Below are 16,017 nucleotides of genomic sequence, written 5' to 3' on the forward strand. Positions count from 1 at the left end.
TACCAGGACTTCAAGTCGCTGTGCTCCGACGTGTCGGGGGAGTACATCCGCTTCTACCTCACCACGGGCTGCGAGCAGATCAGCTATACGCATTCGCAGAACACCGAGGGGCTGCCGACCTACTCCTGCCGGCTGACGTCAGACGACGGCACGGTTCTGCTGCTGCCACTCGACGACTGGCGTGACCGGATGGAGGAGGTGCCGGGCCTGGTGCGCACATGGTTGGACGAGCACTCGGATCTCAAGGGATGCAGGCCCTCCAAGTCGCACTATCAGGGTGACAGGTACTGGTTCGAGCAGTGGCAGCTGGCGAATCCCTGGTGATGGGCGGACAGGGGCATGGGGTGACCGGTTTCTCGCGGCCACGCGTACTTGGTAATTAATTACACCAGGTGAAATACTAGCCAGATGAAAGAGAAGTTGGAGTCGTCGCGGCTTCCGCGACGGATCGTGCGCATTCTTGTCCCTGCGGCCCTCATTCTCCTGTGGCTGGCAGTATTCGGATTTGGTGGGATGAGCTTCGGATCGATTGACGAAGTCGCCACCGATGAGCGGTCGTCCTTCCTGCCCTCGAGCGCAGAATCGACCAAAGTCCAGAACGAGATCACTGAGTTCACCGGATCAGACGCGGTCCCAGCGATCATCGTTGCCGAACGCCAAGGCGGCCTCACCGACGCTGACCAGGCGGGGCTCGAGCGCCTGGCTGAACGCGCTGCCGATGTCATTCAGGGCGCCGAGTCCTCCCCGGTCATCTCTTCGGATGACAAGGAAGCGGCACAACTCGTTGTGTCGATTCCCGCCGATGCCGAGATCGGCGATGTTGTCACGCAGTTGGAGGAAGACGCGGGACAGGAACTCTCCGGTCTCGATTTCTGGGTCAGTGGGCCCGCAGGATTCAGTGCTGATCTGCAAGAGGCCTTCAGTGGGATCGACGGAATTCTGCTCCTCGTCGCACTCGCCGTCGTCTTCGTCATTCTCGTCATCGTCTACCGCTCACCTTTGTTGCCGATCCTTGTGCTCGTCAGCTCACTCACGGCTCTCTGCGCAGCGGTGCTGATCAATGTCGCGTTGGCTCGTGAAGGAGTTGTCACACTCAACGGGCAGGTCCAAGGCATTCTCTTCATTCTGGTCATCGGGGCCGCCACCGACTACTCATTGCTTTACATCGCCCGCTGCCGAGAAGAGCTGCGGGACACTTCCACCCCTTCCCTCGCCGCGTGGAAGGCGATGCGCGGGGTATTCGAACCGATCCTGGCGTCGGGTGGAACCGTGATCGTCGGCCTCTTGTGCCTTCTCCTGTCCGACCTCGGATCGAACTCCGCACTCGGCCCGGTGGCGGCCGTCGGAATCGCGTGTGCCATGCTCACCACATTGACCTTCCTGCCGGCCATGCTCGCTGTCTTCGGGCGAGCGTCGTTCTGGCCGCGGGGACCCAAGTATGGCACCGAGCACCCGGTGCTCACCGGTCCGGGCGCCACAGGATTCTGGCCGGGGGTGGGTCGGTTCGTCGCCAGAGGCCCACGTCGATTGGTCGCCGGGGTCACGCTCGTTCTCGTCGTGGGATGCGCAGGCTTGGTATTCCTTGATGCCAATGGTGTCGCACAAAGTGAGTTCGTCCTCGGGGACAGCCAAGCACGCGACGGTCAGGCAGTCATCGACGATCACTTCGCCGGCGGGGCAGGCAATCCCGCGTACGTGCTCGCACCAAGTGACGAGCGTCGAGAGGTCGCTGAAGTAATTTCGTCTGCAGACGGTATCGACGACGTCTCTCTGGTCGCCCAGGATTCCCCATCGGGCACGACGCCGATTGACGACACTGGCAAAGCCATCACGGATTCACGACCGGGACCGCCGGCGGCAGAACCGACGGAGATCAACGGTGACATCATGTTCTCCCTGACTCTGTCGGCTCCTGCCGACTCGCTCGAAGCCGAAGGAACCATTGAAGACCTGCGTGAGCACTTGTCCCCGACTCAGGCACTGGTCGGTGGCAGCACTGCTGTTGATCTCGATACGAATGAGACGTCATCACGAGACAGAACGGTGATCATTCCCATCGTTCTCATCGTCATCACCATCATGCTTGCCCTGCTGCTGAGATCCCTGGTCGCGCCGGTGCTGCTGCTGGCGACGACGGTCTTGAGCTTCGGCACGGCGTTGGGAGTCAGCGCTGTCATCTTCCGTCTGATCGGGCAGCCGCAATCAGACCCTTCGGTACCGCTGTACGCCTTCGTGTTCCTCGTGGCATTGGGAATCGACTACAACATCTTCCTGATGACCCGCGTTCGCGAAGAAACCATCACCCACAGAACCCGGGAAGGCACCCTGCGCGGACTGTCGGTGACGGGAGGGGTGATCACAAGTGCAGGAATCGTACTCGCAGCGACCTTCGCGGCGCTGCTCGTCATTCCCATCCAGTTCCTCCTCCAATTGGCAATCATCGTCTCGCTCGGTGTCCTCCTCGATGCTCTGATCGTGCGGACGTTGCTGGTGCCGGCTCTGTCGCTGTGGATCGGGGATCGTCTGTGGTGGCCATCGCGCCTGGCCAAGACCAGCAAGCACTGAGAGTTCACTCTGCCTCGGGGGCGGTCATGTCCTTCTTCGTCTCACGGAGGAAGCGGATCACCACTTCGCGTTCGGCTGAGGTCAGCCGTGCTGCCGCGTGGAAGCGTCGAGACTGTTGGCGTCCTACAGTCTCGATCGCCGAAGTGTAGGTGTGCGGCGTGACACTGACTTTCTGAGCTCTGCGATCATCTGGGTGAGGGGCTCGTTCGATGTGCCCGGCGAGTTCTAATCGAGCGAGCAGCTTCGTCGTCGCCGAGTTCGAGATGCCCAGGTGCTCGGCGATGCCTCCGGGTGTGCCTACGACATCACGGTGAGAGCAGATGATGAGGTAGTGGATGGCCCTCATGTCTGTGGCGTTGAGTTTCATGTACTGCTGAGAGGCCTCTGACATAGCCTGTTCGGCTTCGCGAAGCTCACCGAAGGCGGTCATGAGTTCACCGATCTGAGCCACAGCCGCGGCTGACATGCTCGATCGATCAATGAGCTTCTGCTGCGGATCACTCGAGTCAACATCGTAGACCGCTGACTTCTCAATGTTCGCCACCACATACCCCGCTGTTGCCCCTGGCGTGTTTCATCGTCGAGCCATGTGGACTCGTCGCAGATCGCCAGAACCCATCATAGTCGCTGAGGTTCCGTGACCCTGGGCACATGGTGGTCGTGAACCCAGAGTGACTTCAGCAGCACAGTGCCGATGTTCTGTGAACACCATCAGCAGGGAATACTTCTTGCCCGCCGAGAAGCGGTGCAGCTTATCGGTCAACCCCTGCGTGTCAGGGTGATCACCTCGGGCGCACGGGAAGTCGCCTCTGTCATCCACTAGCCAGGCTAACGAATCGCGCTTATGGTGACAGCGTGGCCCTTCGCAGCTTCGCAGCTTCGCAGGTGGAGTGACGCGATGTGCCGAGCAGTATGGTTTCAGCAGTCAGGCTCGATGAAGAACGGTGTGATCATGATCGAAGAACTCAGTGACCTGGGCACCAGGAACCGATGCACAGTGACAGGCATCTGCGCCCCATTGTGATGACCCCTGAGGACGTGCCCATGCCGCAATCTCAACCCGAAACCATCGAACCATCGCCTCATCCCCGCACGGTCCTGGTGCTCGGAGCCACCGGCTACATCGGGGGACGGCTCGTCCCTCGCCTCCTGCAGGCCGGTCACCGCGTTCGCGTCGCCGTGAGATCGCCGCACAAGCTCGAACAGGTGCCATGGGCCGATGACGTCGACATCCATCGCGTCGACCTCGACGATGGGGACGGCCTCGTCGAGGCGGCAACCGGGGCCGATGTCATCCACCACCTGGTCCATTCGATGGGATCGGGGCGCAACTTCGAAGAGAAGGAGGCCGCAACGGCCAGGCGGGTAGCCGAAGCGGCAGAAGCCGCCGGTGTTCGCCGCATCGTCTACCTCGGAGGACTCCATCCCGACAAGGCCAACTTGTCCATGCACATGCGGTCGCGGGCGCAGGTCGGCCGGATTCTCATCGACTCGCCTGTGCCCGCCGTCGCTTTCCAGGCGGGCATCATCATCGGATCAGGATCGGCCTCCTTCGAGATGGTGCGTCACCTCGCCCTGACCTTGAGACTGATGCCGGCGCCGAGGTGGGTCACCAATCACGTCGAGCCGCTGGCGGTCCGTGATGTGCTCTACTACCTCCTCCAGGCCGTCGACATCGACTCCGACGTCAATCGTGCGTTCGACATCGGATCCCATGATGTCCTCAGATACGCCGAGATCATGAAGCGATTCGCTGCGATCGCTGGGCTCAAGCCCCGGCACGTCCTCACTCTGCCTCTTCCTGCACCCACGCTCTCCGGAATCTGGGTCGGCCTCGTCACCCCGCTGCCGTTCACGCTGACACTGCCGCTCGTCCAGTCGCTGCAAGAGGACGCTGTGACCAAAGACCGCGATGTCGACGCGGTGATATCTCCTCCTCCAGACGGTCTGCTCGACTTCGAGCAGTCCGTGCGTCTGGCTCTGCTGCGCGAAGCCGAAGGGGCCGTCGACACCAATTGGGATGCCGATGCCGGTGAACTGGCCCAGGCCGCGAAGCCGCTGCCCAGTGACCCCGAATGGGCTGGAGAGCGCGTCTTCACCGACGACCGGACACTGCACTTTCCTGAGCTGACCTCCGAGCGGATCTGGCCCGTCATCGAAAGCATCGGAGGGCGGAATGGCTGGTACTCGTGGCCGCTGGCATGGAAGGTGCGCGGAGTCTGGGACAAGATCGTGGGAGGTGCCGGCCTCAACCGCGGGCGGCGGCTGCCCGACCGGCTTCGGGTCGGCGACCCGGTCGACTGGTGGCGGGTCGAAGAACTCGAGCCTGAACATCGACTCCTCCTGCGAGCGGAGATGCGGGTCTCGGGCAGCGCCTGGCTCGAATTCACCACCACCGATGCCGGGCGCGGCTGCGAATTCAGGCAGCGAGCGATCTTCATTCCCAAGGGTGTCCGCGGCCGGGTCTACTGGGCATTCGTCTCACCATTTCACCGGTTCATCTTTCCTGCCATGGCGAAGAACATCGCCCGGGCGGCGAAAAAATCTCACCTCGATCGACGCAGAGAACTTGATCGTTAGCTAAGCTAGCGATTATGTTCTCACCGACGCATCAGGTGTTCAGCCACACGGCACAGCAGGCGGCCGAGGCCGTCATTTCGAACTATTCGACGTCTTTCGGACTGGCCACAAGGCTCCTCGGCCCCGCCCGCCGGCACCATATCCGCAACATCTATGCCCTCGTGAGGATCGCCGATGAGATCGTTGATGGTCTCGCCGCTGACGCAGGACTCGATGCGAGCGAGCAGCGTGAACTGCTAGACAACTTCGCTGATGCAACCCGCAGCGCACTGCGATTCGGCATCAGTGACAACCTCGTCATCCACGCGTTTGCCCAGACAGCCAGGACGACCGGAATCACGTTTGACCTCATCGAGCCGTTCTTCGCCTCAATGCGAGCAGATGTGGGCACCCCAAATGATCCTCCCGCACCCGTCCGTGGCCTCCTCGCGGACGAACATCGGGATTACGTCTACGGCTCCGCCGAGGTGGTCGGCCTCATGTGCCTCAAGGTCTTCCTCAGCGATCAGGACCGCACCCCTGCCCAGGTTGAGGCCCTGGAATTCGGTGCGCGGCAGCTCGGGGCGGCGTTTCAGAACATCAATTTCCTCCGCGACCTGGCCGACGACAGTGTGCGGCTGCATCGCAGCTATCTCACCGCTGAGAGTCGACTCTCGGATTCTGATAAGACCGCGTGGGTGATCACAATCCGGCAGCAGCTCGCACACGCTCAGGCCACGTTCTCCCTGCTGCCGAAGGACGCCAGAACAGCGGTGAGAACTGCCGCGGCGCTCTTCGCCGCTCTCAACGACAGGATCGCAGTCACCCCCGTTGATCGCCTGTATCAGGAGCGCGTGCGCGTGCCCAACGTGGTGAAAGCTAGGCTTGTATCGCGAGCCATCCTCTCCACAGTGAGGGAGGGGCGGCCATGACGCGACGCATCGGTGTCATCGGTGGCGGAGCCGCAGGGTTGGCCACTGCCGCACTCTTGGCGCGCGAGGGACACACGGTCGATCTCTTCGAGCAGAATTCGACTCTCGGCGGTCGTATCGGTTCGATCGAGCGGGACGGTTATCGGTTCGACACCGGACCGTCCTGGTACTTGATGCCGGAGGTCTTCGAACATTTCTTCAACCTCGTCGGAACCACAGCCGCCGCCGAACTGGATCTGCGCACCCTCGACCCCGCCTACACCGTCTTCAGCCCCGCCTCGGCATCCTCACACGCACAGACGATCACGATTCCGCAGGGCCAAGCCCAGGTGCTCGAGGCCTTCGAACGCATCGAGCGGGGCAGCGGCCGTTCTCTGAACCGATATCTGGCATCGGCCAACCGCACCAAGAACATGGCGATCGACTACTTTCTCTACAACCCCTTCACCTCGCCGATGTCGATGCTTCGGTCCGAGATCATGACCGCGCTCCCGACTCTGGTGCGTCTGCTCGGGACATCTCTTGAACGCTTCTCCTCCACCTCGGTGCGGCATCCCGTGCTGCGACAGATCCTCCAGTACCCGGCGATCTTCCTCGGTACGGACCCGCGGAAGGCGCCGGCGATCTACCATCTGATGAGCGCTCTGGACCTTGGCGACGGGGTCCAGTACCCCATGGGAGGGTTCAGGACCATCGTCGACGCCTTGACCCGCATCGTCGACGAATCCGGGGTCCGAGTGCACACCAACGCTGCAGTCAGACACATATCTGCCGTCCCGCAGAGAGGTCGACGCCGGAAAGTCACCGGCCTCGCCTGGGCGGACCAGGAGGGCCGGAAGCACGAGCACCGCTGCGATGTCGTCGTCTCCGCCGCTGATCTCCACCACACGGAGACTCGGCTCCTGGACCATGTCGATCAGAGCCGCCCGGAGAGCTGGTGGGAGAGGGTGACAAGCGGCCCGGGCGCGATTCTGGTCTTCCTCGGAGTCGAGGGAGAGATCCCGCAGCTTCCACATCACTCACTGTTCTTCACCGACGACTGGTCGACCAACTTCGACGACATCTTCGGGCCTCGACCGAAGATCTCCTCCCCGGCCTCGGCCTATGTGTGCAAGCCCAGCCACAGTGATCCGAGCGTGGCACCGCCCGACCACGAGAATCTCTTCATCCTCATCCCCGTGCCGGCCGATGCCGGACTGGGCGCGGGCGGCCGCGATGGGCAGGGGGATCCGCGCATCGAACGTGCAGCGGATCGAGCCATCGATCAGGTTGCCCAGTGGGCCGACATCCCTGACCTGAGAGATCGGATCAGGTTTCGGCAGACACAGGGGCCGACAGACTTCTCCAGCAGCTACAATTCGTGGCTCGGGGGCATGCTCGGGCCCGCCCATACGCTGCGGCAGAGTGCGATGTTCCGCCAGCAGAATGTCTCCAACAAGGTGGAGGGACTCTACTACGCAGGTGCGACGACCGCTCCCGGCGTCGGCGTGCCGATGTGTCTGATCAGCGCTGAACTGGTCCTCAAGCGCATTCGAGGGGACTCAAGTCCGGGACCGCTGCCCATCGACGATGATCCCTTCGAGACAGCGGTGTCTCAGCCGTTGTAGGGCTCGAGCTCATCTGCGCTGTAGTAGTGCTGCGCGAGGTCATTGACTCGAACGAGGTACTTGCCTCGTTCTTCGTCGAAGACTTCGATCTTGCCGGTGCTGCCGTTCATGGGTTCGCCGGTGATCGTCACGGTGTCGCCTGTGTTGAATTCAGCCATACCTCAGTTTAGGCCCGCTGGCTCGGGACCGTGCAACTGGTGCGAGTATCCGTCGCGGAAGGTGGGGAAGTCCAACGATCCGAGGAAGTCATGGAACCGGGTGTTCTCGATCCGTCTTCCCGCTTCGGGTTCTGCCCTCAGATCTGGTGGAGGCGAGACGTTCAGCGCGGAGGCCAGATATTCGACGACCTCGCCCAGCTGGACCGGACACGAGTCCGCGGCGTGCAGGAGCTGAGGTGGGTCAGGGGCGAACAGGAGAGCTTCCAGGCCTCGGATGAGATCACGGTGGTGAACGCGATTCGTCCACCGTCGGTAGTTCACGGCTCGGCCGGAGAGGACTCCGTCGACGAGCCGAGAGCCCTCGCGACCATAGATCCCGGCGGCCCGAACGATTGAGGCGGATGCGAACGTGCTGCGAATGAGCTGCTCGGTCTCCCAGAGAGTGCGGGCAGGGCCTGAGCCAGGGCGGGGCACAGTGTCCTCGTTCGCAGTCTCGCCGGGCGACGCACTGCCGAGGACTCGAGTCGAGGACACGAGGATCACCCGCTTGGGTCGGGAGCGCAGGATGCTGATCAGGCCTTCGACTCCGCGGCGATACGTCTGCTCATAGCCCGCATCGGAATAGTCATCGGGAGTCAGCGTGATGACCACCGAGTCAATGTCGTCGATGGTGGTGTCACCGGGGTTGTTGAGGTCCACAGCAAGCGTTTCGAATGAGTCGGGAAGCTGGCCAGGGTGTCGGCGCGCACCGATGACCTCGTGGCCGCTTCGCACCAGCCGCAGTCCCAATCGCGTTCCGAGATCACCGCATCCTGCCAGAAGCACCCTCATGTTCGGACCTCCTTCGTGTCATCATCCTCTCCGGACGCGGATCCTGCGCAGACAGGTCCTGCTGACACATTCTTCATGTGATCGTAGGCACTCAGTGCCGCCTGCCGCGAATCCGCGAGACCGACGATGGGAGCGGGCGCGGTCTCCGGGGTATAGGGAAGCCAGTCGTCGATATAGGCGTCGTCGGGGTCGAAGCGTTCGCGTTGACGTTCGGGATTGAATACACGGAAATAGGGAGCGGCATCGGCACCGCTGCCGGCGACCCACTGCCAGGACACCGGGTTGTTGGCTTCATCGGCGTCGACGAGGGTGTCCCAGAACCATTGTTCTCCGCACCACCAATGCTGGAGGAGGTTCTTGGTGAGGAAGCTTGCAGTGACCATGCGAACCCGATTGTGCATCCAGCCTGTCTCCCACAGCTGGGCCATTCCTGCATCGACGAGTGGATAGCCGGTGGTCCCCGACCTCCAACGGGCCAGAGCCTCACCGTCGTCTTCGTAGGGGAAGTTTCGGAACTCACTTCTCATCGGCGCGTAGTCGATGTCGGGGTAGTGGTAGGTCAGATGCCAGGAGAACTCGCGCCAGTAGAGCTGACGAATCCACGCTGCGCGATCGTCCGGGGTCACGGATGTCGTCGTCCGAGCGGCGTGGAGCAGCTGTCGCGGTGACAGTTCTCCGTATCGCAGCCTCGGCGAGAGTCGAGAGGTGCTCTGCGCATCCGAGGGAACGTCCCTGGTGGTGCTGTAGCCGTCGATGCCCTCCGCCAGATCCTCAAGCTGGGCGGCAGCGGCCCTGGTTCCCGGCGACCAGTGGCCGGCGATGGTGTCCTGCCACCACCGGGGGCCGCGGGCTGCGGCGAATTCTCCTGAACCGGTGCCCGTGCCGTCGCGGAGTCCCAGGCCGTCGAGGTCGGTCACGGCAGTGCAGTCTCGTGCCGATTCCACCAGAGCCGGGTCCAGAGGTGACTGTGGTTGCGGCGTCGGCAGCGCGTCACCGACCTCGCGACCTGACACGGCCTTCCAGAACGGGGTGAAGACCTTGTAGTGGTCACCGCCCTGAGGTGCGGCCGTCCAGGGTTCGACGAGGAGGGACCCGCCGTGGGAATGGACGACGAAGCCCTGATCGCTCAGCACGGTCTTGATCTGGCTGTCCAGCGCCCGGGAGGCGGGGGCGTAACGGCGTGACCACCGGAGTGCACCGGCGCCGAGGCTGCCGGCCAGTTGCGGAATGATCACAGCAGCCTCACCTGCGGCGAAGAGCAGAGGAATTCCCAGGTCAGAGAGCTCTTGGTGGAGAACGGCCAGAGATTCATGTGCCCACCACCGGCTTGCCCCGCCCATCGGTCTGGGCCCCAGTCCCTCGTCGTCGCGGACCTCACGGATCCACACGGCGATGACGCGGCCATCGGCACGCGCCGCCGTGAGCGCTGCGTGGTCGCTCACACGCAGGTCATCACGAAACCACACCAGGGTGAGGTCGTCGTCGGTTGCGCCCATCAGTGACCGCCCGTTCGAGCGTGCGTCAGACCTCGATCGTGCATCAGGCACCGACGCGTTTCGTCCGGATTGAGACGGAGGATCTCCGCATTGAGGGCAGTCGCGAATCCCACGGAATGATGAAGCGTTTCCCATCGGCGGTCATCGACGTCTCCTCATTCGCCCCAGCATGCCGCGTCTCAGCAGTCCGCGAGTCGGTGGTGACCGCAGCGCGGTCCCCTCGACCCTCCACGACGAGAGCAGGTGATTGGCCGCCATGTATCCGGTCGTCGCGGCGCGTTCCATCAGTGCCACAGGGAGATTGCAGCGCACATAGTCACCGGCGACGACCAGCCCAGGAATCGGGGTGGCGGCTTCGGGCCGCTCATCCCACGGGCGGGTGTCCGTCAATGCGCAGTCTGCCTCGATGAGCAGCTCCTGGTCCACGATGGGCAGATGGGTGGTTTCGGGGTAGACCTGATGCAAGTCCGAGAGCAGACGGGCCACGATGCTCGCCCTGTCCTGCTCTGAAGGATCGGCGTCGATGTCGAGGGCATAGGCGTGGAGTTCCAGGACTGAACCGTTGTGGGATTGCGCCCACCGGCTGGCCCCGTCCTCGAAGCGTTCGAGCACCGAGACATTGTCGAGGACGTCGTATCCGCTGGTGCCCAGGAACGCCGACCGATTGTCAGCCACGGGCGCACCGAGCCAGAGCCGGAGCACAGCGAAGGCGGGAGCGTTGGTCAGCGAGTCGATGTTCTCAAGCCACCGTTGTGCGGCTGGAGCGGCGCGCACGATCGAGTCGCGGCTGCCCCTCAGCAGCTCGCGGGCTCGCGCGGGATCGGCGGCGAGGACGACAGCATCGCTGTGGACATCATGGCCGCCGGTCGACACCGTCCAGCCCGAGGACGTGGATTCAAGCGAGGTCACCATCTCACCGGTGTGGATCTGCACCCCCAGTTCGGTGAGATAGTCGGCCAGCGGAGCCCAGAGAGCAGTGTCGTAGTCATCGACCGGGACGTCGAAGAGCAGCCCCTCCGCCGATCCGGTGAAGTAGGTGTGGAACATGGCGATGAGCTCACCGGCGGAGAAATCTTCCGGATCGGCGAAGAACGAGCGTGCGAACACTTCCAGGGCCAGATGTCGGGCCTCGTCGGGGAAGCGCAGTCGGTCGAGGAAATCGGCCGCGGACTCACCGTCGTAGCGTCGATAGCTCGCGGGAAACTCGACGTCGATGAGTTCCACCGCGGCCGGAATGTCGACCTCGAGGAGTCTGCGCAGGGGGAAGGTCGGACTCTGCCAGACGAATCCGATGAGATTGAACGGCGGAGTCCGGGGGATCGAGGCGAAGGTGTCCCGAGAGCCTCGGCGATGGATGAGGGGGTAGTCGTCGACGGGTTGCAGGCGGTGGAGCTCGGGATCTGCCCGACTGAGCAGATCGCGAAGGTTGTAGTACTGCCGAAAGAAGGCGTGGAATCCTCGGCTCATGGTCCGATCGGCCTCGACCGGCCACGCGGCCACACGCCCGCCGAGGTGGTTGTTCTTCTCGATCACCGTGACCTTGACGCCGTGTTCGGCGAGGATCGTTGCCGCGGCGAGTCCCGCGATGCCTCCGCCGATGACGGTGACCCGTTTGGGTCTGAGCGGGCGGGGCCGTCCCTGCGGGGCCGGGATGGTCTCAGCGAAGCGATCTCTCGGTCGTGATCCGGGTGTCATTCTGTGCCCTTCTTCGAACGATTGAGCTGCCATTGCCACAGCATGAGAACCGCGGTGATCATGGCGAATCCGAATCCGAAGTCTTCGATCGGGATGTCCCAGGGGAAACGCAGATTCAGGAACTCGGACGGGTTGTAGATGACAATGGGGTCGCTCAGTTTGGTCAGCCATCCGTCGACCAGACATTGGAATCCCAGGCAGATGGCGAGCGCAGCCCAGTATTTCGCCCGTCGGAAGATTCCGCTGCGAAAGACGAAGACCTCGAGCCCGATGACGACCAGCATTCCGACTATCGTCATCAGCGTGTATTCAGGCACCATCGTTGCCTCCCTTCCGGCTCTTGGCCTTCTTTGCGAAGAATTCGAGCACGGTGCCCACAGCTTCGTAGCTCAGCAGCGCGCAGATTGGGATGACGATGAAGAAGACGAGTTCCTCCAGCGGCAGATTGCCGAGGTGGACACCTGTGACGAATTTCGGATTGTAGGCCCAATGCTCGCGGGAGATGGCGACGATGTCCCAGAGCGAGAAGACGAGGACGATCGGGATGAGAGCTCCGATCAGCACCTTCCAGCGGCGATAGACCCGGGCAGAGAACAGCAGCTCCAGCGGAAGCGTGATCAACAGGCACGCGCCCATCAGCAGCAGGTATTCGAATGAGCTCATGTCGTCTTTCTCGTGGTCGCAGGACGTGACCTCGTCATCAGGCTCAGGTCCAAGCCGCGCAGGCGATATCCTTCGATGACGTTGTCCCAGCTGATCGAAGGCTCACGGAGAATGCGCGGTCGAGCGGCCAGGAGCCTGTGCAGGAGGGCATCGGTCTCGTAGAGGGCCAACGGCTGGCCGGGGCATTTGTGCGCGCCATCGCTGAAGGCCAATCCCGTCGTCGGCGTCCCCTGTCCCAGCTCGCGTCCGGGGCAGATCGAGTTCGGGTCTGTTCCCATCACATGTGGATCGGTGTTGGTCTGCCTCACGCACACGTCGACCAGGTCGCCTTCGGAGATGGTGTGCTCACGTCCCTCGTCTGTGATGGTGATATCGCCGTGTGCCCGCCGGTAGAGATGGCCGACCACAGGGTCGAGACGAATGATCTCCTCCAGCATCCTCAGCCTGGTCGACTGTGGGGCCGCAGCATACTCATGCCCCAATTCGGGATTCGTCAGCAGGTGCCAACACGCCATTGAAATGAATTCGCGCGTGGTGACCATGCCTGCGGTGCCGTAGGTCACGCATTCGACCAGGATGTCCGCGGTGTTGTAGCCGGAGGCCAGCAGATGAGACAGAACATCGTCGCGACGCTGTCTGCCGCGGGCCCGAATCGCTGGTCGAACATCGTTGCTGTAGAACTGTGCGATCGGGACGAGGCCGTTGACTGCGGCCTGGATCCACTGTCGACGTGTGCGTCCCATCGAGGGAGCGGAGAGATCGACAGGGGGCTGCCTGAAGAACCCGACGAGACGTTTGGCCATGGCGTCGGTGGGTGACTCGGTCAACCCCACCACCTCAGCGGTGACGGCGACCGAATAATGCAGAGCCACCTCGTCGAGGCGGCATCTGCCCTCTGCAAGGGCGGTGTCGACGAGGGCCTGAGCACGGTCATTGATGAAGTCTCCGTACTTCGCAGTGACCACAGCGGGGGCGAAGAACCGAGCGACCTCTCTGCGTTGCGCATCGTGATCGTCACCATCGGAGATCAGGATCGGATGATGGCGAAAATAGCCCCGTGGAATCTTCTCGGCGGTGAATCCGGCCTGCGTGGTCCGATGGCGTGCACGCAGCACCTGTCGAGCCGCTTCGAATGACCGGATTCTCCACATGTTTCGGTCATAGTCGATTCGGGGCCCAGGACTCTCATCGTCGCGGACGGCTTTGCGCATGGGCGTCGAGTTCATGCGGTGCGACTGTTGCACTCGGAGGTCAGCTCGATGAGCTGATTGCTCAAGGCGGTCGGCAGAGCCGCCTCGCGGATGAGTCGGTACAGGTCCTCACAGCGATCGGAGATGATGGATTCGACGAACACGAGTGCACCTGATTCCTCGATGACGTTTCGCAGCCGATGGCCATCGGCGGTGCTCAGCATCCTATCCCCGAAGAGGGCGCGGACGTCGGTCCAGGACGGATCGGAGCGGGCGAAGGCGATGAGAAGTGTCTCTTTGCCCTCACGGAGGTCGCTGAAAGAGGACTTTCCCGTCACCCGTTCGTCCCCGAACAGTCCGAGTACGTCGTCGCGCAGCTGGTAGACCACACCGATCTGTGAAGCGATGGCGGCCAGTTCGTCAGTGAGGGTGCTGCCGGCGCCGGCGAGAACGGCTGCGATGAGCAGGGGAGCCTGAAACGAGTACACGGCGGTCTTCTGGCCGGCCATCGCAAGGACGTCCTGAGATCGCGCTTCTTCCAGATGCAGGCTCAGCCACACGTCGGAGTGTTCTCCTGCGGCGCTTTCGAACAGCGTGTCATCGAAGATGTCGAGGATGGCCCGGCGTTTGGCGTCGTCGACGTCGAGTCGGGCGAGCAGAGAATGGGCGAGGGTGAGCATGAGGTCACCGCCCAGAAGCGCTGTTGCCTCTCCCCAGGCGTGAGCCTCGCGCGAGGTGGCGCCGCGCAGCCGCGCCTCGGCGGCGAATTCCCCGGAGATATTCGCCTCACCGCGACGGATGGTGTCGTTGTCGATGACGTCGTCGTGGATGACGAGTGCGATGTGCAGCAGCTGCATGGCACATGCCGCATCGACGGCGGCACGCTCGTCACGGCCGCCCAGGCCGCGATGTGCGTCCATGAGCAGCCGCGGCCGGATCAACTTACCACCGGTGGCCATGCGGGTCAGCGATTCCCAGAGCTGCCCGTACTGTGTGGAGGCGGCGCGTGAACGGCGTCTGCCGTCCCTGAGTACCTGCGCGAGTCTGTCCTGGAACGAGAATGCGATGTCATCGAGTGGGGTGATGGAGTCAGTCATTGAGTCCCGCCTCGGCAATGGGCTCTGCGAGATGGGGTGCGAGTTCCGGGAAGTGTTCGACCATCCATGGGCTGAATGCCCAGGGTGCCGAGTCGATCGCCGAGGTCAGCTCTGCCGCCGTCGTCCACTGGGTCTGCGCCACCTCGGCGGGATTCGGCGTCAGCGACGATGTGGCACGGGCGATGAAGACGGGGCAGTATTCATTCTCTTCGATTCCGGAGGCATCTCGCGCGACGTAGGCGAAGTCGGGGATGGCGCAGGTGATGTGATCAACGCTCAGTCCGAGCTCGAATGCCGCGCGGCGACGGACGGCGTCGTTGAGTGTTTCGCCGGGAGCGGGGTGTCCGCAGAAGGAATTCGTCCATACTCCCGGCCAGGTCCGCTTCTCAAGTGCGCGTCGTGTGACGAGAAGGCGACCACGTTCATCGACGACATGGCAGGAGAATGCCAGGTGTCGTGGAGTGGACAGGCCATGGACTTCGGCCTTGTCCTGCACACCGATGGGGTCTCCGGTGTGGTCGACGAGAACAACCATTTCCACTGTTCGAACCCACTTTCGTTAGCCAGGCGAGAGGTTTAACCTAGCATAGCAACGGTATGCTGTCATCGTGTCGAGCACAGAGCGAAGAATCCCCATGGATTTGGAATTGAATTACTTTTCGAACGGTCCCGAGTTCTCCGATCGTTCTCGGCTGACGCAGTCCGAAATAACGCAGTGCATGTCCGTCATGGAGGCGCTGCGAAACTGGCGGGAAGCCGATCGGGCGCTGTCGGAGGCGTCCAGGAGATACATGCGCCTCAATGAGAGTGACATGCGCGCCATCCGGATGCTCATGCAAGCGCAGAAGCAGGGGAGGGCGGTCACGCCGAAGGATATTGCCCATGAGGTCGGAATCTCCAGCGCCTCGACGACGAAGCTCATCGACCGGCTGGTCGTGGCAGGGCATCTGATTCGCGCTCAGCACCCCAAGGATCGGCGGACGACATGCATCGAGGTGACGGCGGAGACAGCACGGGCAGCGCGGGAGACGATCGGCCGCCAGCACGCACGTCGTTTTGACGCCGTTGCCGCGATGAGCAGCGACGAGCGCGACGTCGTCGTCCGATTTCTCACAGCCTTGGCTGAAGCCGACCAACCGCAGGGAGATTTGGCCGCGCAGTGACCTCGGCGGACGTTTGGTGAGATACTGCGGATAGTCACTGGTCCGAATGAGGAGGTGAGCC

The 16,017-nt window shown here is 62.8% G+C and carries 16 protein-coding genes; 6 read left to right on the forward strand and 10 right to left on the reverse strand.

The window, feature by feature from the left end; genetic code table 11:
- The coding region (locus L0G76_RS08515; protein WP_304356867.1) for a hypothetical protein at positions 1-324 on the forward strand (324 nt) is incomplete at its 5' end.
- A gap of 84 nt (positions 325-408) precedes the next feature.
- Entirely contained in the window at positions 409-2,565 is a 2,157-nt protein-coding gene (locus tag L0G76_RS08520) for an MMPL family transporter (protein ID WP_304356868.1), read from the forward strand.
- A 4-nt stretch (positions 2,566-2,569) separates the two neighbouring features.
- On the opposite strand, the gene L0G76_RS08525 is transcribed toward L0G76_RS08520, so the two are convergent.
- Positions 2,570-3,109: a MarR family winged helix-turn-helix transcriptional regulator gene (locus L0G76_RS08525; protein ID WP_231938836.1), complete on the reverse strand. Its 540-nt coding sequence runs from the start codon at positions 3,107-3,109 to the stop codon at positions 2,570-2,572.
- Between the two features lie 500 nt (positions 3,110-3,609).
- Here L0G76_RS08525 and L0G76_RS08530 point away from each other — a divergent pair, with 500 nt between their 5' ends.
- Genes L0G76_RS08530 through crtI form a run of 3 tightly spaced genes read left to right on the forward strand, consistent with a single transcriptional unit; the run spans position 3,610 to position 7,663 of the window.
- Positions 3,610-5,145: an SDR family oxidoreductase gene (locus L0G76_RS08530; RefSeq protein WP_304356869.1), complete on the forward strand. Its 1,536-nt coding sequence runs from the start codon at positions 3,610-3,612 to the stop codon at positions 5,143-5,145.
- 14 nt (positions 5,146-5,159) lie between these two features.
- Positions 5,160-6,056 (forward strand): phytoene/squalene synthase family protein, encoded by an 897-nt coding sequence (locus L0G76_RS08535; protein WP_304356870.1) that lies wholly within the window; start codon positions 5,160-5,162, stop codon positions 6,054-6,056.
- Positions 6,053-7,663 (forward strand): phytoene desaturase family protein, encoded by a 1,611-nt coding sequence (crtI, locus tag L0G76_RS08540; RefSeq protein WP_304356871.1) that lies wholly within the window; start codon positions 6,053-6,055, stop codon positions 7,661-7,663. The genes L0G76_RS08535 and crtI overlap by 4 nt, the downstream gene beginning before the upstream one ends.
- On the opposite strand, the gene L0G76_RS08545 is transcribed toward crtI, so the two are convergent.
- The 9 genes from L0G76_RS08545 to idi form a co-directional block, all read right to left on the reverse strand.
- Positions 7,651-7,821 carry a transcription termination/antitermination protein NusG gene (locus L0G76_RS08545; RefSeq protein ID WP_172802599.1) on the reverse strand — a complete coding sequence of 57 codons (171 nt, stop codon included), beginning with the start codon at positions 7,819-7,821 and terminating at the stop codon, positions 7,651-7,653. The two genes, crtI and L0G76_RS08545, sit on opposite strands and share 13 nt — an antisense overlap.
- 3 nt (positions 7,822-7,824) lie before the next feature.
- On the reverse strand, positions 7,825-8,652 hold the full coding sequence (locus tag L0G76_RS08550; protein WP_304356872.1) for an SDR family oxidoreductase: 828 nt from the start codon (positions 8,650-8,652) through the stop codon (positions 7,825-7,827).
- Positions 8,649-10,148: a cryptochrome/photolyase family protein gene (locus L0G76_RS08555; RefSeq protein WP_304356873.1), complete on the reverse strand. Its 1,500-nt coding sequence runs from the start codon at positions 10,146-10,148 to the stop codon at positions 8,649-8,651. The genes L0G76_RS08550 and L0G76_RS08555 overlap by 4 nt, the downstream gene beginning before the upstream one ends.
- 141 nt (positions 10,149-10,289) lie before the next feature.
- Positions 10,290-11,843 carry an FAD-dependent oxidoreductase gene (locus L0G76_RS08560; RefSeq protein ID WP_304356874.1) on the reverse strand — a complete coding sequence of 518 codons (1,554 nt, stop codon included), beginning with the start codon at positions 11,841-11,843 and terminating at the stop codon, positions 10,290-10,292.
- Positions 11,840-12,163, reverse strand: coding sequence for a lycopene cyclase domain-containing protein (locus L0G76_RS08565; RefSeq protein ID WP_304356875.1), 324 nt, complete (start codon positions 12,161-12,163; stop codon positions 11,840-11,842). Before L0G76_RS08565 ends, L0G76_RS08560 begins: the two co-directional genes overlap by 4 nt.
- Positions 12,153-12,506, reverse strand: coding sequence for a lycopene beta-cyclase subunit alpha (gene crtYc, locus L0G76_RS08570; protein ID WP_304356876.1), 354 nt, complete (start codon positions 12,504-12,506; stop codon positions 12,153-12,155). The genes L0G76_RS08565 and crtYc overlap by 11 nt, the downstream gene beginning before the upstream one ends.
- Entirely contained in the window at positions 12,503-13,732 is a 1,230-nt protein-coding gene (locus tag L0G76_RS08575) for a cytochrome P450 (RefSeq protein ID WP_304356877.1), read from the reverse strand. The genes crtYc and L0G76_RS08575 overlap by 4 nt, the downstream gene beginning before the upstream one ends.
- Positions 13,729-14,793, reverse strand: a complete 1,065-nt coding sequence (locus L0G76_RS08580; RefSeq protein WP_304356878.1) for a polyprenyl synthetase family protein — start codon at positions 14,791-14,793, stop codon at positions 13,729-13,731. Before L0G76_RS08580 ends, L0G76_RS08575 begins: the two co-directional genes overlap by 4 nt.
- The gene (idi, locus tag L0G76_RS08585; protein ID WP_304356880.1) at positions 14,786-15,328 is read right to left on the reverse strand and encodes an isopentenyl-diphosphate Delta-isomerase; all 543 of its coding nucleotides are present in this window, start codon (positions 15,326-15,328) and stop codon (positions 14,786-14,788) included. Before idi ends, L0G76_RS08580 begins: the two co-directional genes overlap by 8 nt.
- Before the next feature lie 256 nt (positions 15,329-15,584).
- Between idi and L0G76_RS08590 the strand changes: the two genes are divergently transcribed.
- The gene (locus L0G76_RS08590) at positions 15,585-15,956 is read left to right on the forward strand and encodes a MarR family winged helix-turn-helix transcriptional regulator (protein WP_304356879.1); all 372 of its coding nucleotides are present in this window, start codon (positions 15,585-15,587) and stop codon (positions 15,954-15,956) included.
- Positions 15,957-16,017 lie beyond the last annotated feature (61 nt).

The organism is Brevibacterium picturae (assembly GCF_030453725.1).
Taxonomy (GTDB): domain Bacteria; phylum Actinomycetota; class Actinomycetes; order Actinomycetales; family Brevibacteriaceae; genus Brevibacterium; species Brevibacterium sandarakinum_A.